This is a genomic window from Micromonospora sp. ANENR4 (assembly GCF_015354395.1).
GTDB lineage: Bacteria > Actinomycetota > Actinomycetes > Mycobacteriales > Micromonosporaceae > Micromonospora > Micromonospora aurantiaca.
The window spans coordinates 162,076-187,042 of the sequence record NZ_JADKYQ010000003.1; the positions used below are offsets into that span (position 1 = coordinate 162,076).

The window sequence follows — 24,967 nt, forward strand, 5'->3', positions numbered from 1 at the left end:
GCACGCGAGACCTTTCCCCGTTATTCTCCCCCAACCCCTGGAGGGGTGATGTTCTCCCGACTCCTGGTCCGGTCCGGCGGGTTCGTCCGCCACACCGTACGACCGGTTTCCTGGGCGATGGCCGGTGTCATGGCCGCCGGCTTCATCCAGATCGCGACCCCACCCGCCTCGGCCGAGGCGAAGCCGAACCGTCCGTCGACCTCGGACGCGTCGAAGGTCCTGCCCAAGCGCGACCCGCTGCCGGCCAAACCGAAGGCGGCCAACCCGGCGGTGGCTGCCGCCTCCACCGCCCCGGCGAAGGTCACCTGGCCCGCCGCCGGCGCCGCGGACATCACCGTGCCGGCGCCCGCGTCGGCCCGGTCCACCGCCGGGAAGGCCCCGGCGGCCAGCGCCAAGATCGGCGGCCTGCCGGTCGCGGTGTCGGCCGCGCCCGCCGCCGCGGCCGCCGCGGCGGACTCGGCCGGTCCGGCCTCCGCTCCCGGCAAGGTACGCATCGAGGTGCTCGACCGGAAGGCCTCGGAGAAGGCCAAGGTCGACGGCCCGATCGTCCGGCTCAACCGGGCCGACGGTCAGGCCGCTGCCGGGAACGTCCGTCTCGACCTCGGCTACGGCGGGGTCGCCGGTGCGTTCGGTGGCGACTTCGGCGCCCGGCTGCGGCTGGTCCGCCTGCCCGAGTGCGCGCTGACCACGCCGGAGAAGGCCCAGTGTGCCCCGGTTCCGCTGCCGACGACGAACGACAGCGCCGCCGAGACGCTCTCCGCCGAGGCGGGCACCGGGGCGCTCTTCGCCATGACCGCCACCGACTCCTCCTCGCAGGGCGACTACGGCGCGACGAAGCTGTCGCCGTCGTCGAAGTGGTCGGTGGCCCCCTCCACGGGTGGCTTCTCCTGGAGCTACCCGCTGCGGAGCCCGCCGGTGCCGGGCGGCGGCGCGCCGCCGATCGCGCTTGCCTACTCGTCGCAGTCGGTCGACGGCCGGACCGCGACGACAAACAACCAGGGTTCGTGGATCGGTGAGGGCTTCAACTACGAGCCCGGGCACATCGAGCGCCGGTACAAGCCCTGCTCGGACGACGGGCACGACCAGTACGCCGACCAGTGCTGGGCGTACGACAACGCGACCATCCTGCTCAACGGCAAGTCGACGGAACTGGTCAAGACCGGTGACACCTGGCGGTTCGGGACCGACGACGGCTCGAAGGTCGAGCGGCTCACCGGCGCGGTGAACGGTGACAACGACGGCGAGTACTGGCGGGTCACCACCACCGACGGCACCCAGTACCACTTCGGCCTGAACCGGCTTCCCGGCTGGACCTCCGGCAAGGAGGAGACCGGCTCGGCCTGGACCGTGCCGATCTACGGCGACGACTCGGGCGAGCCCTGCTACAACGCGACGTTCACGTCGGCGTACTGCGACCAGGCGTGGCGTTGGAGCCTCGACTACGTCAAGGACCGCTACGGCAACGTCACCTCGTACTTCTACGAGAAGGAGATCAACTACTACGCCCGGGGCAAGAAGACCGACGTCAACGGTGTTCCGTACGTCCGGGGCGGCTGGCTCAAGCGGGTCGACTACGGCCAGCGGCACGAGGCCGTCTACACGACCAACGCCCCCGCCCGGGTGCGCTTCGAGACCAAGGAACGGTGCCTGCCGTCCGGCAACGTCGACTGCGACCCGCAGGATCTGAACAACACCACCGCGCCCTACTGGCCGGATGTGCCGTTCGACCGGAACTGCGCCAAGGACACCAAGTGCAAGCTCGACCAGATCACCCCGACGTTCTGGACCCGGGCCCGGCTGACCGGCATCACCACCGAGATCCGCGAGGGCACCGGCTGGACGCCGGTGGACAACTGGAAGCTCGACCACCTGCTCACCGACAACGGTGACGGCTCGCGGACCCTCTGGCTCCACAAGATCACCCACACCGGCCTCTACGGGCCGGGTGCCGACATCGCCATGCCGTCGGTCGAACTGGGCGGTCTGCAACTGCCCAACCGGATCGACCGCGACGGCGACAACATCGCCCCGCTGGTCCGTTTCCGGCTGGCGACCGTGTGGACCGACGCCGGTGGTCAGATCGACGTCAACTACGCCAGCCCGGACTGCACCAAGAGCACGCTGCCCACACCGGGCAACAGCACCAGGCGCTGCTATCCGGTGAAGTGGAACCCGCTCGGCAGCGGCGACCCGATCACCGACTGGTTCCACAAGTACGTGGTCGAGCAGGTCGTCGAGACCGACCGCACCGGCGGGGCGCCGGACATGGTGACCCGCTACCAGTACCTGGACGGCGCGGCCTGGCGGCACGCCGACCCGGACGGCATCTCCGACCCGAAGGACCTGACCTGGAGCGACTGGCGCGGTTACGGCCGCGTGATCGTCACGGCCGGCGACGGCCAGGTCCAGACGACCAAGACGGAGTACCGCTACCTGCGAGGGATGCACGGCGACAAGGATCCGGACGGCGGCACTCGTACCGTCAGCGTCGCCGACTCCACCGGCGGGAGCCACACCGACCACAACGAGTTCTCCGGCCACCAGCTGGAGAGCGTGGTCTACGACGGCGCCGACGCGGTCAGCAAGAGCATCGCCGTCCCGTGGCGGCACAACACCGCGACGGAGACCCACAGCTGGGGCAGCAAGAAGGCCTGGTTCATCAACACCACCACCGCCCGGAGCCTGGTCGCCCTGGCCGCCGGAGGGTGGCGGGAGACGAAGCAGACCTCGTCCTTCGAGACCAGCTTCGGACGGGTGACCGAGACCGAGAACGAGGGTGACGTGGCGGTCACCGGCGACGAGGCCTGCAGCCGGACCACGTACGCCGACAACGCGGCCGCCCACCTGTACAGCCTGGTGTCGCGGGTCGAGTCGGTGTCGGTGGCGTGCTCGGCCACCCCCGATCGCAGCAAGCAGGTCATCTCCGACACCCGGACGCTCTACGACGGCAAGGCGTTCGGCGTCGCGCCGACGCTGGGCAACCCGACCCGGACCGAGCGGCTGAAGAGCCACAACGGCACGACGGCCACCTACATCCGCGCGTCGGAGGGCACGTTCGACGCGTACGGCCGGCCCTTGACCGCCGTCGACGCGCTGGGCCGGGTCACGAAGACCGTGTACACGGACACCAACGGCCTGACCACCAAGGTCAAGGAGACCAACCCGCTGCAGTTCGTCACCACCACCGACTACGCCCCGGCGTGGGGTGTGCCGATCGGCCAGGTGGACCAGAACGGCCTCAAGAGCGTCCTGGAGTACGACGCCCTGGGCCGGTTGGCGAAGGTCTGGATGCCGGACCGGACGGGCGCCAGCGGGCTGGAGCCGAGCATCCGCTACAGCTACCTGGTCCGCACCGACAAGCCGGTCGCCATCAAGACCGAGCGGCGGCAGAACGACGGCTCCTACAGCGTCGAGTACAAGCTGCACGACGGTCTGCTGCGGCCCCGCCAGGTGCAGTCGGAGGGCCCGGACGGCACCCGTACGGTCGCCGACACCTTCTACACCGGCACCGGCCAGATGGCGAAGACGTACGCGACGTACACGGTCGCGGGCACGCCCACCGACGTGATCTACCCGGCCGTCAACGGTGACGTCAACGGCCAGACGCTGTACGTCTACGACGGCGCGGACCGGGTCACGGCGGAGATCTTCGCGGTCGCGGGCAACGAGAAGTGGCGCACCACGACCACCTACGGCGGCGACCGGGTTTCGGTCGATCCGCCGGCCGGCGGCACCCCGACGACCTCGATCACGAACGCCCTCGGGAAGACCACCGAACTGCGGCAGTACAAGGGCAGCGGGCCGACGGGCGACTTCGACAAGACCGAGTACACCTACACGCACGCCGGCCAGTTGAAGACGGTCAAGGACCCGGCGGGCAACGTCTGGACCCACGAGTACGACCAGCTGGGCCGCAAGACGAAGTCGACCGACCCGGACTCCGGCGCGTCGACGTTCGGCTACGACGACCTGGACCGGCTCACCAGCACCACGAACGTTCTCCAGCAGACGATCAGCACCAAGTACGACGAGATCGGCCGCAAGATCGCCGTCTACAAGGGGGCCGCCGACACCGGCGAGCTGCTGAGCAGCTGGACGTACGACCTGGAGATGCTGGGCGAACTCTCCTCGACGAGCCGCTGGATCGACGGGCACGAGTACGCCACGTACTTCTCGATCTACGACGAGTTCTACCGGCCGCACGCCACCTACTACTCCGTGCCCGAGCACGCCGGTGCCGAACTGGCCGGCTTCTACACCTTCGGCACGGAGTACAACCGGGACGGCAGCGTCCAGTCGGTGAGCATGTCGGACGGCGGTGGGCTGCCGTTCGAGACTGTCGCCTACACCTACGACGATCTTGAGCGACTGACCGCGGCGACCGGTGACGCCCCTTACCTGACCGACGTCGAGTACGCCGGCACCGGCGAGGTCCTGCAGACCGAGGCCCGGGTGGGCACCCGGAAGGTCTGGTCGACCTACGAGTACGAGCAGGGCTCCAAGCGGCTCACCCGGCAACGGCTGGACCGCGAGTCGGCCCCGGTCGTGGACATCGACGCCCGCTACACCTACGACCAGTCCGGCAACATCCTGCGGATCGCCAACAACCCGTCCGGGACGCAGGACACGCAGTGCTTCACGTACGACTACCTGCGCCGGATGGAGCGGGCCTGGACGTCGGCGAGCACCGCGACCGACCCGTGCGCCGGCGGGCCCTCGGTCACCGGGGTGGGCGGCGTGGCCCCGTACCACCACGCCTACACCTTCGACGTCACGGGCAACCGCAAGACCGAGGTCCAGTACGGGACCAACGGCACTCCGCTCATCGAGCGCAGCTACACCTATCCGGCCGCGGGCCAGGCGCAGCCGCACACGCTGAGCCAGATGACGGAGAAGACTCCGCAGGGCGACCGGCTGTACTCGTACGAGTACGACGCGGCCGGCAACACGAAGAAGCGGACGAGGACCGGCGAGGACCAGACCCTGGTCTGGGACGCCGAGGGCAACCTCGAGTCGGTCACCGAAGCCGGCAAGAAGACCAGCTTCCTCTATGACGTCGACGGCTCCCGGATGCTCCGCAAGGAGCCGGCCTCGACCACGCTCTACCTGCCGGGCATGGAGATCCGGCTGAACCACCAGACCCGGTCCACCGACGCCACCCGGTACTACTCGCTTCCGGGCGGGGCGAGCCTGGTCCGCAAGGTGGACGGCCTCCGGTACGTCGCGAACGACCATCACGGCACCGGCCAGGCAGTCGTGGACCAGAGCGGCGCTGTCACGCACCGGCGGATGACCCCGTACGGCGAGAACCGGGGTGCCTCGCCCGGTCAGTGGCCGACGGAGAAGGGCTTCGTCAACGGGAACATCGATTCCACGACAGGCCTGGTCAACATCGGCGCGCGGGAGTACGACACGATCACCGGCCGGTTCATCTCGGTCGACCCGATCATCGACGTCAACGACCCGCAGCAGATGAACGGGTACGCGTACGCCAACAACAACCCGATCTCGTTCTCCGACCCGGACGGCCTCAAGGCCTGTTCCGACGACGCCTGCGGTCCGGGCGCCGACTACGAGGACATGTACGGCAACTACCACAAGGTCAAGGGCCACAACGACGGGTGCGGTGGTTGCTCGGGGGCGTACGACCCGGACGAGCCCACGATCAACGTCCACAACAACCCGCGGGCATCAGCGGAGGAGCGGGCCGCAGCCGCGCGGGCGGCGGCGGAGAAGGAAAGGCAGCGGCGGATCGCCGCGGCCAAGGCGAAGATGCTCAACGCCGCCAAGGCCCTGGCGAAGATCCTGATGGACGAGTTGGGCATCACCGATGCCCTGGACTGCTTCCTCAAGGGCGACATGGGCGGCTGCCTGGCCACGGCAGTCAACGTCGCGGGCGCGGCGATCGGCGGTGCCCTGGGCAAGCTGGCCGTCAGATACGGCGCTCCATGGAAGTGGAAGAAACTCGCCAACCTGACCAGCCGGGTCAAGGGCCTGCTCATCGACCTGGTCGACAACGCCAAGGCATTCATCAACTGCAAGAACAGCTTCGTGCCCGGCACGTTGGTGGTGATGGCCGACGGGTCGCGCAAGCCGATCGAGGACGTCAAGACCGGCGACATGGTGTTGGTGACCGATCCGGTGACCGGCAAGACGACGATCAAGCCGGTGGTGGCGACCATCATCGGTCAGGGCAGCAAGAACCTGGTCGAGGTCACCATCGATCCCGACGGTGACAGCGGCGATGCCACGGCGCGCGTGGTTGCCACCGACAACCACCCATTCTGGGTACCCGGCTTGGACGAGTGGGTCGACGCCGCCGATCTGCGGGCCGGTCAGTGGCTACATACCTCGGCCGGTACCCATGTGCAGATCAGCGCGACCCGGCAGTGGACGGAACCGGCGCAGGTCCACAACCTCACGATCGACGACATCCACACGTATTACGTGGTAGCCGGCGTCACGCCGGTCCTTGTTCACAACGTTAACAATGCCGCGTGTGCGGTCGCTGGTGGTCCATATCGGGGCGGACCGCATGGGGACCTGAATGCGCCGCGAGGGTCTGGCATCGAACGTAATCACATGCCTGCAAATAGCATCAGCCCGCTATCCACGGCCAGAGGTCCCGCGATTCAGATGGACACTGCGGACCACTATCGGACTGCAAGCTGGGGATCGGGTACTGCAGCGAAGCATTACCGGGCACGACAGAAAGCGTTGGTTGACGCTGGGGATTGGGCCGGGGCGATAAAGATGGACGTCGACGATATTCAGAGCAAGTTTGGCTCCAAGTATGATGACGCCATACATGAGATGATTAGCAACTTGCCGATATGTCTCAGTCCGTGTTAATGCCTTCAGTGTGGTGTGGTCGCGGGTAATATGCTGATCGCAGCGCAGGAGAACGAAGGGGGGTTCGACCATGCCGGAGGGTTCAAGAGTGTTGGAAGTCCTGCCTGGGATCGGCCTTGATCGTGCCCGGTTCGGGGAGAGTCGTTCCAGTCACCGCGAGCGGCTCGGAAGCTACAAGGCTTTCGAGCGAGTGCCGGGCTCGGGGGTGACCGACATCTATGAAGATGGAATGGTCATGCTGTCCTACGACGAGTCGGACCGCCTCGTCTTCATAGAGATTGGAGGCGAAACGGCGGTGTTGCTTGGTGGAATCCAATTAACCGGAAGGCCCCTCGGGGCTGTGCTTGATGAGCTGGCTCAGGGTGATATCCCGGTTGAGTTCGACGGCGACTCGTCGTACGCAATCTCGTCTACCGGAGTTGAACTATTTACCAGCTCTCCGGATGACATCAATGAGCCAGTTGGAGGGGTTTCGGTAATCCTGGCCGGGCGGCAGTGATGTTGCGACTCAGCGCGTAGTCGGACAGTTTTCGGGGCGTGCCGGCTCCGTACTTCGTGCAGAAGTGCGGAGTCGCGCGCCCCGGTTGCTGTCGGACGCTCAGCGGCGTGCAGATGAATACGGTGCTCCCCGAATGGGCAGTCGGCCCGGCGGTGGCGCAGCAGCACGGTCAGACGCGGGCACACTACTAGCTGGCAGTCAGGGCAACTGGCTGGCTGAAGGCCATGCCAGGGCAGGCGACCGACGCCGCCTTGAAGCCCTAGCCCAGACCGACATTACCGTCATATGCCGCATCCGCCGCATCGCCAGCCGTAGATCGCCTCATCGGGCCGCCGGCCGCACAGATCCATCCACCAGCACACCAGGCGGCGACCGAGTAGACGTCCTCGGTCGCCGCCGTGCCCGCGTAATCAGCGCGGCTAACCGCGCCCGCGTCGCCGTCGCGGCTACGGACGAAATCGCAGCCAATCAATGAGCTCTATCGCGTGGCTGAGCGAAAGCCCATCGACGATGCGACACTGCCGCGGCCAACACCACCCCGGCCATCGGCGTAACGTAGGTGGGAACCCTTGCCGGTCGTCAACGGATTCAAAGGCTAGCCACGACGGTCAGCGAGCCGACCCGTCGCCGGACTCGGCGAGCCGCTTGAGGTTCAGCAACTGCCGGCGGGCCATCACCAGGTCGCCGAGGCATCCGCCGAGGGCGATCACCGGGTTCGTCCGCATCACCACCTTGAGCAGCAGGCGGGTGGTGTTCCCAGCGTCGGGCACCAGGACGTACGACAGAACCGCGCCCATGATCTCGCCGGTGAGGTGGTGTCCCGGCTCGACCGCGAGGATCCGGCCCCGACGCCGTCCGCCGGCAGTCGTGAACGCCTCGCCCACCACCGGCTCGGGAAGGTCCACCAACCGTTGCGGTGAGCGGCGGCCGAGGTTGTCGATCCAGTCGTACGAGTACGGCGCGAGCCGGATCTGGGCGACCCACCGCCACACGGCGGAAGGTGGCGCGTCCACGCTCACCCCGCGCCAGGCCCGCAGGTTGGGCGCGGGAACGACGTCGTCGCACGGATACCGGCGACGTGTCTCGTCGTCGGAGACACCCCACCGGTCACCCAGCATCGGCCCGCCCCAGCACCAGCGTGGTCCGCAGGTCGAGCACGACCGTGCCGCCGAAGTCGTCGACCAGCCGGTCGAGGGCGGCGATCCCACGTCGTTGCTGCTCCGGTGTGCGGGACAGGTACGGCCCGAACGTGCGCATCAGCGCCAGGTACCGCTCCTTGTCCAGCGGCAGCTCCCGCCGGAACACCTCGCGGCGTACGTCGTCGAACTGCCCGCTGTCGAGGATGTCCCGATGGAACCAGTCGACGGGCCGCTTCCGGACGGTGGGGTCGACGGATCGCAGTGCGGCCCGGACGGCGGCCTGCTGGTCGGCGTCGGCGTAGTCGTAGCGGTGCCCGAAGACGGCGAGCGTGCCGCCGGGTGCCAGGGCGCGCCGGGCCAGGGCGTTGCGGGTGGCCGGGTCCAGCCAGTGCCAGGCCATCGCGCAGGCGAGCACGTCCACCCCGCCGGTGGGCGGCGACCACCGCTCGAACGTCGTGGCCTCGATGCGCGCTTCCGGGAACCGCTCGGCCAGCCGGGCCGCCATCAGTGCGTCGGGCTCCACGCAGGTCAGTGGCGCGCCGAGGCGGGCCAGCACCTCGGTGCCCTTGCCGGTGCCCGCGCCGACCTCGACGACTGAGGCCGGTGCGCCGCCGTGGTAGGCGACTATCGACTCGGCGATCTCCGGGGGATATCCGGGCCGGGCGCGCTCGTACAGGTCGGCGACCGTACCGAAGACATTCATCACCAGCAGGATACGGCTCCGACCGGTCCCCGACAGACCGCGCGGAATCCGGCCCACCCGCTTCTACAGTCCGCACCATGAGGTGGACCCTGCGGCTGGTGGCGGCGCTCGGCGTACTCGTGACCGCTCTGGCGACCGGGGCGGCGAGCGGCGCCGCGGCGCCCGCCGACGGCGGCCTCGGCCTGGCCCTGCGGCCCGGCCAGGCCGACTACCGCGCCGGGGACCAGGTCCGCCTCGATCTCACCGTCACGAACACCACCGGGTCGGCGTGCGCGCTCGCCACCGGGCCCGTCGGCACCGTGCAGATCACGGGGGTACGCCGGGACGGGCGCGACGTCGAGCCGACGCTGGCCCGCAGCTTCTTCGAGGACGGGATCGGCGCCGCCACCACCGCCGGGCTCACCACTGTGGAGCCGGGAGCGACCGCTGCCGTGGGATTGACCGGGGTACGGCTGCGCGACGGCGAGGTCGTGCTCCGCTCGGTGGCCGCCACCCCGGACGGCGGTGGGCTGGACACGCTCTGGCCGGTCGGCGCACCCGGCCGGTACGAGGTGACCGCCGGCTACGTGACGCTGCCGGTCACCGGCGCGACGAACCCGTGCGCGGGCGCGACTGCGCTGCGGACCGCCACGTTCACCGTGTCCGACGACGGCGGGACCGGACGGCGCTGGCTCTGGCTCGTCGGCGGGGGAGCACTAGCGCTGCTCGTCGTCGCGCTGGTCGTGCTGCTGGTACGCCGACGACGCCGGCCGACAGCCGCCGCCGTGGCCCTGGTGCTGCTGGTGGCCGTCGGCGCGTACGTCGGCGGTGGTGCCCGGCCGGCGCGGGCCGACTACGGCGTCGACCCGACCGCCGGGGTGCCGGTCAGCGGCGTCGACTTCCAGGCGGCTGTCGACGGCTGCCTGGCCGGGTTCGCGCTACCCGGCGGCGACCCGTCCGGCCTGCTGCCCCGGCTGCGCGACAAGAAGAGTCCCCGGGTGCGGATCATCCCGACCACTGGTGGCTCCGGCGCGTTCGAGACGCCGGACAGCGCCGACGGCAAGGGCTCCTCGACCGTCACGTGGAACCCGACCTCCACCGACCCGTACGGCGACGGGGTGGCCCGCGACCCCTGCGCCGCGCTGTACCACGAGCTGAACCACGCCGACGACATCTCCCGCAACGCGGTGCCGCAGGGCGAGTGCGGCGGCACCGGCATCCGTACCGCTGAGGTGAAGGCGACGCTCGCGGAGAACCGCTACCGGGCGGCGAAGGGGCTGCCGCCGCGCACCGAGTACGACGGGAAGACGCTGCCGAAGAACCTCGACGAGTGCAAGAAGCCGGCCAAGAAGACGCCGCCGCCGAAGGGGCCGGTGAAGCTCTGCGAGGACGGCGTCGACTGCGGCGGCAGCAACGGCGACCCGCACCTGGTCACGTTCGACCGGGTCGCCTACGACTTCCAGGCGGTCGGCGAGTTCACGCTGGTGGCAGCCACCGGCGGCGACCCGCTGGAGGTGCAGGTCCGGCAGGCCCCGATGGCCGGCACGCGCACCGCCTCGGTCAACTCGGCCGTCGCGTTCCGGGTCGGCGCACACCGCGTCGCGCTCACCCTCACCGACGGCGGCACCCGGGTGCACGTCGACGGCGCGTCACCGGCCGCGCTGCCGGACCGCACCGACCTGGTCGGCGGCGGCATCCTCACCCGCCGTCCGTCGGACACCGGCCCCACGGACGGGTACGACGTGACGTGGCCGGACGGGTCCGCCGCGGCGGTGGACCAGATCGGCCGCTACGGCTACCGCGTGCTGGTCCGGCTCGCCGAGACCAGGGCCGGAAAGGTACGCGGACTGCTCGGCGACTTCGACGGCGACCCGGCCGACGACATCGCGCCCGCCTCCGGGGCGGCGCTGGCCCAGCCGGTGCCGTTCGCGAAGCTCTATCCCGCGTACGCGGACAGCTGGCGGATCACCAGGGACCGTTCGCTGCTGCACTACGACGACGGGCAGGACACCGGTACCTTCACCGACCGCGCGTTCCCGGAACGGGAGATCACCGTCGGCGACCTCGACCCGGCCCGGCGCGCGGCGGCCGAACAGGTCTGCCGCTGGGCCGGTGTCACCGCGCCCGCCCAGCTCACCGAATGCGTCTTCGACGTCGCGGTCAGCGGCCGACCCGAGTTCGCCGTGGCCGGCGCGAGCACCGAACGGGTCGCCCCACCGGCCGCCACCCCGATCACCGCCGTACCCGTCGCCACCGCCACGCTCACCCCCGGCGGCGCGCCGCTGACGTTCGCGGCGCGAGCCGGGGACGCCGTCTTCGTCGATGCCACCGCACCGGGGATCGGGGACCGCTGCTCGCCGTACGTGCTCACCGAACCGGACGGACGGGAGATCGCCAGCGGATGCAACATCAAGGGCACTGGGTACGTCGACCGCGTCGACCTCACCGCCACCGGCACGTACGCGCTGCGGGTCGTCGCCGCGCCAGGTGACACCGGCCGCGCCGCCGTGCGGGTGTACACGGCCCGGGACAGCGACGAGACGCTGCAACCGAACGGCCCGGCGGTCACCGCGACAGTCGCACAACCCGGCGCGCGGGCGCGTTACCGGTTCACCGGGCGCGCCGGCGAGCGCGTCTACGTGGAGGTGCCGACGAGCACGCTCACCGACCAGTGCTCCCCGCTGGAGCTACGGGACGCCGATGGGCGGCTGCTGCGCAGCGGCTGCGTGATCAACGGCGTCGGTGAGGTCGACGGCACGCCGCTGCCCGCCGACGGGACGTACACCGTGGTGGTCGACCCCACCGAACGCGGCACCGGCACGGCCACGCTGCGGGTGGTCACCAGCCGGGACCGGGAGGCGACGATCACCGTCGGCGGGCCGCCTGTCGTCGCCGTCGTGGACCGGCCCGGCGCGATCACCGGCTACCGGTTCACCGCTGCGGCCGGCACGTCCGTGACGGTGAGTGCGACCGCCTCCGATCTGCCGGACCAGTGCGGCGTGCTGGCGCTGCGCGCGCCCGACGGCAGCACCGTCGGCAGCGGCTGCGTGATCAACGGGGCCGGTGAACTCGGGCCGACCGTGGTGCCGGCGTCCGGGGCGTACACCCTGGTGGTGGACCCGTCCGGGGCCGCGACCGGGCAGGTCACGCTGGCGGTGCGGTGAGGCCGACCCTGGTTTTCGGGGGTGGCCGGCGGGCGTGCTAACGTCTCGTCCCGTTGTCAGCGAGCGCCGCTAGCTCAACTGGCAGAGCAGCGGACTCTTAATCCGCGGGTTCGGGGTTCGAGTCCCTGGCGGCGCACCAACGATCAAGGCTCTGACCTGGTGTTACGCACCGGGTCGGGGCCTTTTTCGCTTACGCGGGTGATGGGTGGTCGCTCGGAGGGTGCTCGGGAGCTGTTGGACCGGTCTGGCATGGGTGGGACTGAACGCGGGTCTCGTGTGCGTGCGGCGCGCACCGCTGGTTCTTTCCCGGGGTTGATGGGCCAGACGTGTCCGGGCGTTAGGCGAGAGCTTCCGGGGCGCGCCGCCGCCACCACGCGGTGAAGAGGGTTATTACCTGCGTCTTGATCTCGTCCGTGATGATCCCGTGCGCGTCGCCCATCAGCGGCCTGACGGCGTGCTTGTAGACCTCTGGGTGGTGTTCGACAGAGGGGCAGGTGAACATGGCCAGCATTCGGAGGGCGCGCAGGGTGTCTGTACCCATAAGGGGAAAGTGAGCTTCCAGTAGCCTCGCCAGGGCTGACCACACCTTGTCCACGACAAGGCGGATGACAGCGTCGGTCACCAGCCGGGGCAGTCCCGAATCGAACCGCTGCGACAGCACGCCGGTGATGAACTGCTTGGCGGTATCCGTGAGCAGGTCGACGGCCTTGTTGATCCTCTCGATCAACTGGATCAGGCCCACCAGCAGGCTGCACCACGTGTGATCGGCCAGGAGCCTCTTGACCTCCCTGGCGTCAGCCTTGTTCCGGACGAGGCTGTCTATGCCGGCTGAGATCTCGGGCCACGTGCTCTCCATGACCTCTCCGGCGACGGCGTCTATCCGGCCAAGGTCTGATGACGTCGATGATGGTTCAACATCGCGGGGCAACCGACCGTTGATCTTGGTTCGGTTGTCGGCGGCCCACAGGTAGTCGGCGATGTCCAGACGTGCAAGGTCAAAGTAGACCTGGCGGTTGTGGGCGTTAAAACCCCGACGTCCGGATCGTTGGTCCGCTTCTGCCTCTTCCTTGAGTTCGCGCCGCCGGTCGTCGCGCTTCTCTGGCTGGTCGGCGGCTAGGCTCGTCCATCCTTGCCAGCCGTGTTGCGAGCCCCCGCAGCCTGAACACTTGCAGCCTGGCCTTTGAGCGTTTGCGCAGTTAGCCCTGTGGGTGTTAGTCATCATCCGCGAGTCACCGCCCGGTCCGTTGTGCTCAACGTGACTAGCCGGTGACCCTACGTTAATGCAACGATGGTTGCCAATGTATGTGCGAACGGGTCGGGGCAGCTCGACTTTCAGCCTCAACCTTCTGCGGGCGTTCTGCCTGTTGGGAGCCTATAGATCCGCTCCTTCGGCTGGGCTATGACGGATTATTGATAGACCACTCTTCCCTCATTTGCATTCACTTGCTTCGCTTGCGCAGGCCGATGGCCAAGGCTCGGGCTGGACAGGTTGTGGTGCTCCGGAGCCTGCGCTGATTCCATGAGGGGACACCCTGGGAGCTCATCGTGGGTCTTTCGGATGCCACCCCGAGCGTCGACTCTGGTTGGGCTGTCGACTCGACGCCATTGACTTGATGTGATGGCGCGGATGCGCTGTGCTGTCAGGTGGTCGTCGTCCGATCGGAGGTGATCGTGGCCGCGCAGGTGGATCCCGAGTGGTGGAGTTCGGGGCTGTGGAACGGCCGACCGATCAGTGAGTTCCTGCGACAACGCGACATCACTGCGGTCTTCCGCTTTCTTCACGCCAGAGGCGTGTCCTACGGCAGGATCGCGGCTCTCGTTGGCCTCTCGCCCCACCGCGCTACTGAGATCGCCAAGGGCGTCCGGCAGGTCACGGCGTACGAGGTGCTGGAACGGATCGCCGTGGGTCTGCACATTCCGCGTCCGGCCATGGGGCTCGGCCGCGACGAGGACAGCGCCATGCCGGTTGACTCCAGCATCGAGACCGTGGCCGGTGGAGCGGGTCGATCGCCTGCCCGAATGAGGAGCAGCGAGGTCGGAGGCCTGGTCAGACTCCGTCTGGGACTGGACGAGGCTCTGGCGGCGTCGAGTGTCGCCCCTCGGCAGCTTGAGCTGATCGAGCAAAGCGCCGGCGAGCACCTGCGGGTCTATCCCTCAGCTTCGTCGCAGACGATGCTGTCACTGCTGGCGGCCGACTGCCGAGAGGTGCAGGTGCTATCGCTTCGGCGCCAGCCGGCGGCGGTCCAGGCCCGGCTAACGGCGGTGGCGGCTCTGTTGGCGACGATGTGCGCTGACGCGTTGATGAGGCTCGGGGATGTCGCCGAGGCTCGACGGTGGTACGGCACAGCGATCCACGCGGCGGACGACAGCGGGGAGGCTCGGTTCCGGGTGCTCGTGCGCGCCCAGGCGGCGATGCTGCCGTACTACTTCGGGGATCCCGCCCAGACCGTCGCTCTGGCTGATGCGGCTCTGGCGGCCACGTCGGTCGCGTCGTCGTCGGGTGCCCTGGCGGCTGCGGGCCGAGCTCGTGCCCTGGCCAGAATCGGTGCCACCGAGCAGGCGCGATCGGCCGTCGATCAGGCACGCCGGCTGTTCGATCAGGCCGGCGACGAGGACACCGACGTGGCGTTCAGGTTCCCGGCGAAGCGGCTGCTGCTCTACCTCTCAGGCGCGTACACCTGGCTCGGTGACACGGTGAAGGCGTACCGGGTTCAGGACGAGGCATTGCGGCTCTATGGCACGGCTCCGGCCGTACCGATCGACGTGGCGCTCATCGCCCTGGACCGGTCCATGTGCCTCGCGCGGGACCGGCGGGCGACCGAGGCGGCGGCGACCGCGCGTGACGCCGTCGTGGACCTGCCCGAGGCGCAGCGGACGGAGATCATTCTGACCCGCGCGACCGACGTAGCCACGGCGATCCCCGAAGAGAGCCAGCGGGGTGAGGTCGCCACCTTGACGGACTACATACGGGCCTGCCGCGAGCGCGCCCGTAGGCTGGGGGCCACAGCCGCACTCGGTCCCTAGGAGCCCCATGTTCGTCGAGGCGCGCACCCGACCGGTGCTCGCCGAGGTATGTCGTCTCCTCGGCTACGCCGACTCGAACGCGGCTCTGCTGCGGCACCACACCAACGCCGTCTACGCCGTCGGGGACGTCGTCATCAAGATCGCCCCTGGCGACCAGCACCTGGACCGGGTGCGCGCGATGGTGGCCGTGGTCGACTGGCTGGTGGACCGAGATTTCCCCACGGTCGGCCTTCACCCGAGCCTGTCCCAGCCGTTGGAGGTGGGCGGGCACGCCGTCACTGTCTGGCAGCGTCTGGACCCCGCACACGACCATCCCATCACCGTCTCCGAGCTCGGAAGCCTTCTCCGGGATCTGCATTCCCTGCCTGTTCCGCAGCTGCCATTGCCCGTGCTGCGGCCGATCCATGGCATCGAGCTATCCGTGACCCGTTCGGAGATCCTGAACGGCAAGGAACAGGATCTGCTGCTGGGCCGGCTCGAGACGCTGGCCGCCGGCTGGGAGGCGATGCGGTTTCCCCGTGGCACGAGCCTGATCCAGTCAGATCCGCAGATTCGCAACGCGCTCCGGCGTTTCGACGGCACGCCCGTACTCGCCGACTGGGACGGCGCCGCCCTTGGGCCCCGCGAGTGGGACATCGCCACGGTCGCTGTCCACTGCCGCCGGTTCGATCCGCCCGGCTCCGATGCCTTCGCCGGCTTCACCGCCGCCTACGGCTGGGATGCCACCTGCTGGCCGGGGTTCGAGGAGCTGTGCCAGCTTCGCGAGCTGCAGATGATCGCTACCAACGCCCGAAAGTCCCGCCCCGGGACCGAGGCCGCCGACGAGGTGCACCACCGGATTGCAGGACTTGTCCACGGCGGGCCGGAACTCCGCCGCTGGCACATCCTCTGAAATGAATCTCGTAAGGACGGCGTAGTACCGCCTGTCTTCCTCGCATCGGTCGGGGCCGACCACAGTGAGGCCCACCGTGGCCCACCACGCTGGGTCTGTCTCGGGCCCGTGCCGCCCGCGATCGTGGACGTCAGGAACACGTCGGCGGAACGGTCCAGGACGATCCGGATCCCATGGCGTCGGCGGGTCAGCGGCAATGTCACGCCAGGGAGCCCTAGATGGACGTGTCGATCGGCGACAGGTCGGAATGCGACCCGACGCACCGGCAAGTGCTCGCGCCGGACACTCCGTCGACCGTACGGATGAATCCCCGTTCGCGTACCGCCATGAGGGCTGCGCGGGTGGGTGATCGGCGGTCTGCTCCCAGCCGCCGTGGTGCGGCGGCGGGCTCGCCCTTCCCCCGGCGGGCCCGCCGCTCATCGCTGCTGGTGGGGGTGACGGCATGACGGTCTACGTCTCGCGTAACGCCATGACCGGCCAGTCTCGGCGCCCCGAGCCTAGGGGGACGGCCTCGGCGGGGCAGGTGTGGCCCGTTGATCCGCCGCTGCTCACCTTCGTGTGGCGTCGGCTGTTCGAGCAGCAGGCCCGCGAGGGCGGTCGCCGGTGACCGGGCAGCAGCGCCGTCCCGCAGTGAACCGGCTCGTACCCGCCGAGGTGGAACATCTGCCGACGCGCCCGCTGTGGCTGTGCCGCCGATGCGGGCAGCCGTGGCCCTGCGGCGCAGCGAAGCTCGCGCTCCTGGCCGAGTACCGAGAAGTGCCGGTGAGCCTGTTCCTCTACCTGGCCGGCTGCCTGCACGACGCGATCGACGACCTGCACCGGCTCAACCCGAGCGTCACGGGCAGCGCCGCCGACATGTTCGACCGGTTCCTCGGCTGGCCGGCCCGCCACGCTTCCGCCTATCGGGTCAGCACCACCACGGCCAGCATCGACGAGGAGGCCACCTCGTGAACGGCCTCGGCCTCATCAACGCCACTGGCCAACCGGCGGTCTCCGGCAGCTTCCACACCCTGGTCGTGCAGCCGACGAGCTACTGCAACCTCGACTGCACCTACTGCTACCTGCCCGACCGGAAATCCCGGCGCATGATGAGCGGCGCGGTCGCGCAGGCCTGCGCCGAATCGATCGCCCTGCAGAACAGCGGTCATCCCGTGAGTGTCGTGTGGCACGGGGGCGAACCCACCGCCACACCCATCGGGCTGTTCCGGGAGCTGCTGGCCCCGTTCGAGGAGCTGCGGCGCGCGGGCATGGTGCGTCACGAGATCCAGACGAACGCGACGCTGATCAACCGGCAGTGGTGCGAGCTGTTCACCGCCTACGGGTTCGAGGTCGGGGTCAGCATCGACGGACCGGGCGCGTTGAACCGGAACCGCCTCGACCGGGCCGGCAACCCGACGGACGCTCGCACCCTGCGCGGCATGCACATGCTGGCCGACACGGGGCTGAGGTACTCGGTGATCTGTGTGGTCACCCCGGAAACCATCGACCACGCGGAAGCCCTCGTCGACCTATTCGCCGGCCTGCCCGGCTGCGAGTCCGTGGGCTTCAACATCGAAGAGCAGGAGGGCGCCGACCGGGCACCGGTCTCGGAGGATGCCGCGTACCGGTTCTGGCAGCACCTCATCGCACGTCGCGTCGGCGGCAGCCCGCTGCGGATCCGCGATGTGGACCGGCTGGCCGACTATCTCGCCGCCACCCGCGCCGGACACGTCGACCACGCCCCGTACGAGCCGATCCCGACCGTCTCTTGGGATGGGCAGGTAGTGCTGCTGTCACCGGAGCTGCTCGGCATCACCGAGCCGCGATACGGCGACTTCATCGCCGGCAACGTTCTCCATCAGCCCATCACCGCCATGCTCGCCCGCGCCGGCGACCTGGACTACGTCGCCGAGTTCGTCACGGCCCTCAACGACTGCGCCGACCACTGCGACTTCTACGACTTCTGCCGCGGCGCCCAGGCCGGCAACCGCTACTTCGAGCACGCGACGTTCACCGCCCGTGAGACGACCTACTGCCGGACCGCCCGACAGGCCCTCGTCCGAGCCGCCGCGGACCACCTCACCCCTCAAGGAGGAGCACCATGACCAACGCACTCGCGACCCTCGTCAACGCCGCACCCGAGCAACTCGCCCGCCTCGGCGTCGACCCGCAGCGGTCGGTAGCGTCGATCGACGCGGCGAGGTTCGACAACCGCCCCACCTGGGACAACCGCGGAAAGTTCGACAGTCGACCCGGCTGGGACAACTGGAACAAGAAGAAGTAGCCGCCCCACGCGGGGTGGCGTGCCCACCCCGCACCCACACAGGTTGAGGACACATGCGCACCACCACGATCGGCGACGTGAAGGTCCTGTTGCCAGACCTCGAACCGGACGACCTCGACACCACCACAGACCTCGCCGACGGCCTCACCGAGGCCCTCGTCAATGGCGCGGCGTGGCGCGGCTCGCACCTTGAGGACGCCAGTATACGCAGCAGTCTGATCACCGGCGTAGACCTGAGCGAGAGCACCTGGGAAGCCGGCAGCCTCTACGGCTGCGAGATCACCCGCACCGACTTCTCCGGCGCGACCCTGACCGGCATCACCATCGAACGCTGCGCGATCACCGGCTCCCGGTTCACCGGCACCAGACTCACCGACGTACGCCTCAAGGATGTTCTGTTCGACGGCTGCCGCTTCGACTACGCCACACTTCAGCGCGTCACCGCCGCCGGCTCGGTCGCGTTCACCGACTGCGCTCTCACCAACGGCGCGTGGTCTTCCTGCCGACTACCGCGGATCGCGCTGCGGTCATGTGATCTTGCCGGTCTGGAACTGGATTCCTGCCTCCTCGACGGGGCCGACCTGCGGGGCAGCCGGCTCCACGGCCTCAAGGCGCCGCTGGACAACCTGCGCGGTGTCACGCTCGGCGAGGACCAACTTCCTGACCTCACCCAGCTGACCATCGCCGCCTTCAACCTCGCCGTCCGCAAAGACTGATGACGAAAGCCAGGGTCCGGCTACTCCGTACCAGGGCCTTTTCGTCGTGGCCGCTCGCCGGCGGCAGCCTGGGCAGACCCCGGACCCATCGACGGCCGGGCGGAATAGATCATATTCTGACCCGTCGAAGGAGGCCGTCGTGTCCGCCACCCGGAGCGTGCTCACCCCGGCCACGTCGGCCGGTCCAACCGGCCTGCGCCCCCGCACCTGGACCGCGCTGATCGTGCTCGGGCTCGTCGGGCAGATGGCCTGGACCATCGAGAACATCTACCTGAATCTGTTCGTGTACGACACGATCACCGACGATCCCAACGCGATCGCCACGATGGTCGCCGCCAGCGCCGTCACCGCCACGGTCGCCACCCTGCTGCTCGGTGCCCTCTCCGACCGGACCGGCCGGCGCCGGTCGTTCATCGCCGGCGGCTACCTGCTGTGGGGCGTCTCCACTGCCGCCTTCGGTTTCCTGACAGTGGGGTTCGTGGAGGACATCGCGCCCGTGGCGAACGTCGTGCTGGTCACGGCGATCGCGGTCATCACGCTGGACTGTCTGATGTCCTTCCTCGGCTCGGGGGCGAACGACGCGGCGTTCCAGGCGTGGGTCACCGACGTGACCGAGCCGGCGAACCGCGGCCGGGTCGAGTCGGTGCTCGCCGTCATGCCGCTGGTCTCGATGCTGGTCATCTTCGGCGGGTTCGACGGGCTGGCCCGCACCGGGAACTGGCAACTGTTCTTCGTGGTCATCGGCGCGCTCATGGCCGTGGCCGGTTTGCTGGCCTGGTTCCTGGTCGAGGACAGCCCGTCACTCGTCCGGCACGAGGGCGGCTACCTGCGCGCCGTCGTCCACGGTCTGCGCCCGGCCGCCGTCCGGGCCAACCCGGGGCTCTACCTCGCCCTGGCGGCCTGGTCGATCTGGGGGATCTCCACCCAGGTGTTCCTGCCGTATCTGATCATCTACCTGCAGCGGTATCTGCGGATCGAGGGGTACGCGATAGTCCTGGCCGTCGTCCTCGTCACGGCGTCGGCGGTGAGCGTGGTCGGCGGGCGGCTCATCGACCGCGTCGGCAAGGTGCGCTTCCTGCTGCCGGCAGTAGTGGTCTATGGCACCGGGCTGGCGCTGATGTTCTTCGCCCGCGGCATGGTGCCCGTGATCGCCGCCGGGATCGTGATGATGTCGGGCTTCATGCTCGTGCTCGCCCCGATCGGTGCCATCGTGCGCGACTACTCACCGCCGGACCGGGCCGGCCATGTCCAGGGGCTGCGGATGGTCTTCGCCATCCTCGTCCCGATGCTCGTCGGTCCGTACCTCGGCGCCGCCGTGATCACCGGCGCCGGCGAGGTCTACGAGGATCTCGGCGTGGTGAAGCAGGTTCCGACGCCGGGCATCTTCCTCATGGCGCTCGCAGTGCTGGTCCTCATTTCGGTGCCGGCCGTGGCGCTGCGGCGGCGGGAGCAGGAGGCTCGGGCATGACGCTGCTGACGACGTGGGGTGCCACGCTCGACGCGGAGCGTGTCCTGCCCGAGTATCCCCGCCCGCAGTTCGCCCGGGACAGTCATCTCAACCTCAACGGCCGGTGGAAGTACGCGATCACCGGTTCGTCCACCGAGCCGGAACGCTACGACGGCCGGATCCTCGTGCCGTTCTCTCCGGAGTCCGCGCTCTCCGGCGTCGGGCGGCAGCTCCAACCGGGCGAGACGCTCTGGTACCGCCGTCCGCTGACCCTCCCGGCGGGCTTTCACGCTGCCGGTTCGCGCCTGTTGCTGCACTTCGGCGCGGTCGACCAGACCTGCCGGGTCTACCTGAACGATGTTCCGGTCGGCGGCCACACCGGCGGGTATCTGCCGTTCACCTGCGACATCACCGACGCGCTCCGCGAGGACGCCAACGTCCTGGTCGTGGCGGTCCAGGACGACAGCGACACCGGCCACCACTCCCGGGGCAAGCAGCGGCTGCGCCGCGGCGGCATCTGGTACACCGCCCAGTCCGGGATCTGGCAGACGGTGTGGGCCGAGAGCGTGCCCGCCGTACACCTGCGGAGCCTCACCCTGACCCCGCTCCTCGACGAGCGGTGCGTCGAGGTGACGGCGCACGCGACGGCGGATGCCGGCGACGCCGGCATCCGGATCCTGGCCGACGGGGTCGCGGTGGCCGAGGCCACCGCGCCCGTCGGCGTAGCGGTGCGCATCCCGATCCCCGAGGTACGGCAGTGGAGCCCCGAGGATCCGTTCCTCTACGACGTGACCGCCGAGTTGGGCGCGGACCGGGTACGCAGCTATTTCGGCATGCGCTCGTTCGGTGTCGGACCGGACCCCGACGGCGTGCCCCGGCTGCTGCTCAACGGCCGGCCGTACTTCCACGCCGGGATCCTCGATCAGGGCTACTGGTCGGACGGCATGTACACGGCGCCCTCCGACGAGGCGATGATCGCCGACATCGCCACCATGAAGCGGCTCGGGTTCACCATGCTGCGCAAGCACATCAAGATCGAGCCGCTGCGCTGGTACCACCACTGCGACCGGCTGGGGATGCTGGTCTGGCAGGACATGGTAAACGGCGGCAGCAGTTACCACCCGCTGGTCGTCACCGCGCCGGCGGTGACGCCGCTGCGGCTGCCCGACCGGGGCCGGTGGCGGCGCTGGTTCGGCCGTGCCGACGCCGGCGGACGGGCCCGGTTCCGGGCCGAGCTGCGCGACACCGTCGAGCATCTGCGCAACGTGGTGAGCCTCGCCGTGTGGGTGCCCTTCAACGAGGGCTGGGGGCAGTTCGACGCGGCCCGGATCGCCCGCGACGTCGCCGAACTCGACAGCACCCGTACTGTCGACCACGCCAGCGGCTGGCACGACCAGGGCGGCGGTGACCTGCGCAGCCTGCACGTCTATTTCCGCCGCTTCCGGGTGCCGCGGCGACGCGGCGACCGGCGGGTGCTGGTGCTGTCGGAGTACGGCGGCTACAACCTGCGCGTCGACGGGCACGCCTTCAGCCGCAAGGATTTCGGCTATCGGCGGTGCCGGAGCGCCGAGGAACTGGCGGAGGCGTTCACGCGGCTGCACCACGAGCAGATCGTGCCCGCGATCCGGACCGGTCTGAGCGCGACCGTCTACACCCAGCTGTCCGACGTGGAGGACGAGCTGAACGGCTTGCTCACGTACGACCGGCGCGTGGTCAAGCTTCCCGAGGAGGTGGTCCGGCAGGTCAACGAGCGGCTGCGTCACCAGCGGTTCTGAGCTTCCTCCGCCCAGCCGGCCAGGCCGTCCACCGCCACCCGTTCGCCGTCGTCCGCCTGGACCCAGCCGGAGAAGTGCCCGAAGCACTGGTGGGTCTCGCTCGCCACGACGCCGAGGTTGGTGCGCGAGATCTTCTCGTGGAACGGGTGGAACTCCACAGCGACCCGATCACCGCTGATCCGCCACGGCCGCAGCCAGTCGTGGCGGTCGTAGCTCCACTGCAGTTCGGCGCCGAGCTTGTGCAGCCGGCCGCCGAGAAACAGCGCGTTCTCGGTCGAGCCGGTGCCGTCGGTCCACTTGCCGCCGAGCTGGATCGACACGTCCGATCCACTGCCCGCCGCCCAGTTCCAGGTGATCGCGTACGGCCACTTGCCCCGGCCGTGGTCGAGCACGGCGAACGAGTCCCGCTCGTCCACGGCGTGCGTCGTGCCGTCGACCCGTAGCGAGCCGCGCACCGGCCGCCCGACGTCCTTGACCGTGTACTGGAACCGGCGCGGGCTCCACGGGACCACGACGCCGAGCGACTCGTGGCCGGGCGGGAGCGGCACCACGAGGTCGATCTCGATGCCCGGCGCGGTGGCACGGATCGTGCTGCCCTCGCCTGTCTGGTCGATGTCGATCGACAGGCCGCTCCCACGGGCGCTCACGGTGCCCGCTCCGCTGACCGGCGGCAGCACGGCGCCACGGGCGAACGGGACCACGACGTCCTTGCCGGTCTCGACCTTCGTGGCGCGGTCGAGCACGTAGACACCGTGCACCCCGGCGTAGTCCAGCGACGACGCGACGAGACCGACGATGTGGGTGGGCGTCACGATCCCCCAGTACTCCCAGCGCTTGGCCCTTCCCCAGCCGCGCAGGTTCGCCCGGTGCAGCGGCCGGCGGGTCCAGCCGACCGCGGCGGAGTTGAGCCGCCCGTCCGGCAGGCACAGGTCGACCGGCTCGACGATCTCCTTCTCGTGCGTCATCGGGGGAGCGTAGCGACCGCCTCAGTAGTCGATGTTGATGGCGGCGACCTGGCGGCTGCCGTTGAAGACGATCGCCGGGCCGGCGAAGCGGGAACTGGCGTACGTCAGCGCCGTCTTGTGCCCGGGGCTGTTGAACCAGGCCTCGATCATCTGCTCCGGCGAGGAGTTGCCCGACGAGGCGAACAACACCTCGTGCCCGCAGTGCTGCAGGCCGCTCGCGTTGAGGTTCTTACGTACGCAGGACTCCGCCTCCCGGTGCTGCGCCGCGCCGAGTTTGACCTCGTTCAGCCCGAGCGCGCGACGCCGCTCGTTGAGCAGCACCAGCAGCCGCCGTTCCGGGGCGGACAGGCCGGTGGACGTGGCGGCGGACCTGGAGGGCGACGACGACGGGGTCGGCCTGGGCGACTTGCTGGGCTTCGCCGACCTGCTGGGGGTGGGGATCGGGCGGGCAGCGGTCGGGGACGGCTCCACCGCGGCCGGCGAGGGTGTGAGCGCCGGTGCGGCGGTCGCGGCCGAGGGCTGCGCGGCTGCCGCCCTCGCCTGCTGCGGTTTCGGCTCGCTCGGGTAGTTGGCGAGGACGAGCGCGCCGCCTCCGGCCACCGCGACGGCGGCGACGACGCCGACCAGGACCTTGGACAACGAGAGCCCCGGCCGGGCTCCGGCGGTCACGGCGTGGAGGCCCGGCGAGGCGGCCTGCGACCCGGCGACGGTGTGCATCGTGTGGGTGACGTCCGAGGCGAGTGCGGCCGGGGGCGGCGTGAGCGCCAGACCGGCCAGCAGCCGCTCGGCGGGGACCAGGTCGTTCGTCGCGTCCGGGCAGTGCGGGCAGTCCCGGATGTGCCGGGCGAACCGCTTGCGCCACACCGGCGCCGGCTGACGGTCCCAGCGGGCGGCCGCGTCGGCCAGGGCGGCGCAACCGGGCCGGGCGGTGAGCGCCCGCACCACCAGCCGGGCGGTGTCCAGCTGAGCCTTCATCCGGGACACCCGGACGGTCACGTGGTGCGGCGCCAGGTTCAGGGCGTCGACCAGGTCGGCGCGGCTGAGGTGACCGGCCTCGACCAGCCACCAGAGGGACAGCAGGTGACGGTGGTCGTCATCCAGCCAGCGGGTGGCCAGGACGACCTCCCGGCGCTGGTCGGAGAGGCGGAGCTGGGTAAGCGTCAGGTCCTCGAAGTCCGAGCGCGGGTCGATCACGGTGTCGATGTCCTCCGGCGGCGCCGGTGTGGCGGCCCGGCGCTGCGTGTGGGTGCGGATCTCGTTCATCGTGACGGCCACCAGCCACGAGCGGAAGAGCTGCGGCTCGCGCACGCCCGCCAGGCCGCGTACGACGTTCAGCATCGTGTTCTGCACCACGTCGTCGACGTCTGCCGACCGGTTCAGTGCCCGGCCCACGATGTTGTAGACCAGCGGCAGACAGTGCGAGACCAGCTCGTCCATCGCCGCCCGGTCGCCGCGGCGCGCCGCGTCCACCACCGCCGACATGCCGGCCCTGCTCGGGTACGCGGGATAGGACACCCTCACCACCTCGTCTTCGCGCAAACGATCTCGT

Annotated in this window: 17 protein-coding genes and 1 tRNA gene; 13 read left to right on the forward strand and 5 right to left on the reverse strand. The window is 69.6% G+C overall.

Going from position 1 to position 24,967, the window contains the following annotated elements; all coding sequences use genetic code 11:
- Nucleotides 1–48: 48 nt before the first annotated feature.
- Both IRY44_RS06670 and IRY44_RS06675 read left to right on the forward strand, forming a co-directional pair.
- A complete protein-coding gene (locus tag IRY44_RS06670) occupies nt 49–6,852 on the forward strand; it encodes a polymorphic toxin-type HINT domain-containing protein (protein WP_228531616.1) in 6,804 nt (2,267 codons plus the stop codon).
- Nucleotides 6,853–6,940: 88 nt separating this feature from the next.
- Nucleotides 6,941–7,351 (forward strand): hypothetical protein, encoded by a 411-nt coding sequence (locus IRY44_RS06675; RefSeq protein WP_194799581.1) that lies wholly within the window; start codon nt 6,941–6,943, stop codon nt 7,349–7,351.
- A 608-nt stretch (nt 7,352–7,959) separates the two neighbouring features.
- Here IRY44_RS06675 and IRY44_RS06680 read toward each other — a convergent pair.
- On the reverse strand, nt 7,960–8,469 hold the full coding sequence (locus IRY44_RS06680; RefSeq protein WP_194799582.1) for an SRPBCC family protein: 510 nt from the start codon (nt 8,467–8,469) through the stop codon (nt 7,960–7,962).
- Nucleotides 8,459–9,193, reverse strand: coding sequence for a trans-aconitate 2-methyltransferase (locus IRY44_RS06685; RefSeq protein WP_194799583.1), 735 nt, complete (start codon nt 9,191–9,193; stop codon nt 8,459–8,461). The genes IRY44_RS06680 and IRY44_RS06685 overlap by 11 nt, the downstream gene beginning before the upstream one ends.
- A gap of 77 nt (nt 9,194–9,270) precedes the next feature.
- Between IRY44_RS06685 and IRY44_RS06690 the strand changes: the two genes are divergently transcribed.
- Nucleotides 9,271–12,336 carry a VWD domain-containing protein gene (locus tag IRY44_RS06690; RefSeq protein WP_194799584.1) on the forward strand — a complete coding sequence of 1,022 codons (3,066 nt, stop codon included), beginning with the start codon at nt 9,271–9,273 and terminating at the stop codon, nt 12,334–12,336.
- 63 nt (nt 12,337–12,399) lie between these two features.
- Nucleotides 12,400–12,475 (forward strand) — tRNA-Lys (locus IRY44_RS06695).
- 198 nt (nt 12,476–12,673) lie between these two features.
- On the opposite strand, the gene IRY44_RS06700 is transcribed toward IRY44_RS06695, so the two are convergent.
- Nucleotides 12,674–13,558, reverse strand: coding sequence for a hypothetical protein (locus IRY44_RS06700; RefSeq protein ID WP_194799585.1), 885 nt, complete (start codon nt 13,556–13,558; stop codon nt 12,674–12,676).
- A gap of 443 nt (nt 13,559–14,001) precedes the next feature.
- Between IRY44_RS06700 and IRY44_RS06705 the strand changes: the two genes are divergently transcribed.
- The 9 genes from IRY44_RS06705 (at nt 14,002) to IRY44_RS06745 (ending at nt 22,453) form a co-directional block, all read left to right on the forward strand.
- Nucleotides 14,002–15,360: a hypothetical protein gene (locus IRY44_RS06705; protein WP_370584886.1), complete on the forward strand. Its 1,359-nt coding sequence runs from the start codon at nt 14,002–14,004 to the stop codon at nt 15,358–15,360.
- Nucleotides 15,361–15,367: 7 nt separating this feature from the next.
- Nucleotides 15,368–16,252, forward strand: coding sequence for a phosphotransferase (locus tag IRY44_RS06710; protein WP_194799587.1), 885 nt, complete (start codon nt 15,368–15,370; stop codon nt 16,250–16,252).
- A 442-nt stretch (nt 16,253–16,694) separates the two neighbouring features.
- The gene (gene amcA / locus IRY44_RS06715; RefSeq protein WP_194799588.1) at nt 16,695–16,859 is read left to right on the forward strand and encodes a multiple cyclophane-containing RiPP AmcA; all 165 of its coding nucleotides are present in this window, start codon (nt 16,695–16,697) and stop codon (nt 16,857–16,859) included.
- Nucleotides 16,856–17,203: a hypothetical protein gene (locus IRY44_RS06720; RefSeq protein ID WP_194799589.1), complete on the forward strand. Its 348-nt coding sequence runs from the start codon at nt 16,856–16,858 to the stop codon at nt 17,201–17,203. Before amcA (IRY44_RS06715) ends, IRY44_RS06720 begins: the two co-directional genes overlap by 4 nt.
- Nucleotides 17,200–18,336, forward strand: a complete 1,137-nt coding sequence (gene amcB / locus IRY44_RS06725) for a cyclophane-forming radical SAM peptide maturase AmcB (protein WP_194799590.1) — start codon at nt 17,200–17,202, stop codon at nt 18,334–18,336. Before IRY44_RS06720 ends, amcB begins: the two co-directional genes overlap by 4 nt.
- A complete protein-coding gene (gene amcA / locus IRY44_RS06730; protein ID WP_194799591.1) occupies nt 18,333–18,515 on the forward strand; it encodes a multiple cyclophane-containing RiPP AmcA in 183 nt (60 codons plus the stop codon). Before amcB ends, amcA (IRY44_RS06730) begins: the two co-directional genes overlap by 4 nt.
- A gap of 53 nt (nt 18,516–18,568) precedes the next feature.
- The gene (locus IRY44_RS06735) at nt 18,569–19,231 is read left to right on the forward strand and encodes a pentapeptide repeat-containing protein (protein ID WP_194799592.1); all 663 of its coding nucleotides are present in this window, start codon (nt 18,569–18,571) and stop codon (nt 19,229–19,231) included.
- Nucleotides 19,232–19,370: 139 nt separating this feature from the next.
- Nucleotides 19,371–20,699, forward strand: coding sequence for an MFS transporter (locus IRY44_RS06740; RefSeq protein WP_194799593.1), 1,329 nt, complete (start codon nt 19,371–19,373; stop codon nt 20,697–20,699).
- On the forward strand, nt 20,696–22,453 hold the full coding sequence (locus IRY44_RS06745; protein WP_194799594.1) for a glycoside hydrolase family 2 protein: 1,758 nt from the start codon (nt 20,696–20,698) through the stop codon (nt 22,451–22,453). The genes IRY44_RS06740 and IRY44_RS06745 overlap by 4 nt, the downstream gene beginning before the upstream one ends.
- Here IRY44_RS06745 and IRY44_RS06750 read toward each other — a convergent pair.
- Nucleotides 22,438–23,418, reverse strand: a complete 981-nt coding sequence (locus tag IRY44_RS06750) for a DUF2804 domain-containing protein (RefSeq protein WP_194799595.1) — start codon at nt 23,416–23,418, stop codon at nt 22,438–22,440. The two genes, IRY44_RS06745 and IRY44_RS06750, sit on opposite strands and share 16 nt — an antisense overlap.
- Before the next feature lie 21 nt (nt 23,419–23,439).
- Nucleotides 23,440–24,933 carry a sigma-70 family RNA polymerase sigma factor gene (locus tag IRY44_RS06755; protein WP_194799596.1) on the reverse strand — a complete coding sequence of 498 codons (1,494 nt, stop codon included), beginning with the start codon at nt 24,931–24,933 and terminating at the stop codon, nt 23,440–23,442.
- Nucleotides 24,934–24,967: the final 34 nt, after the last annotated feature.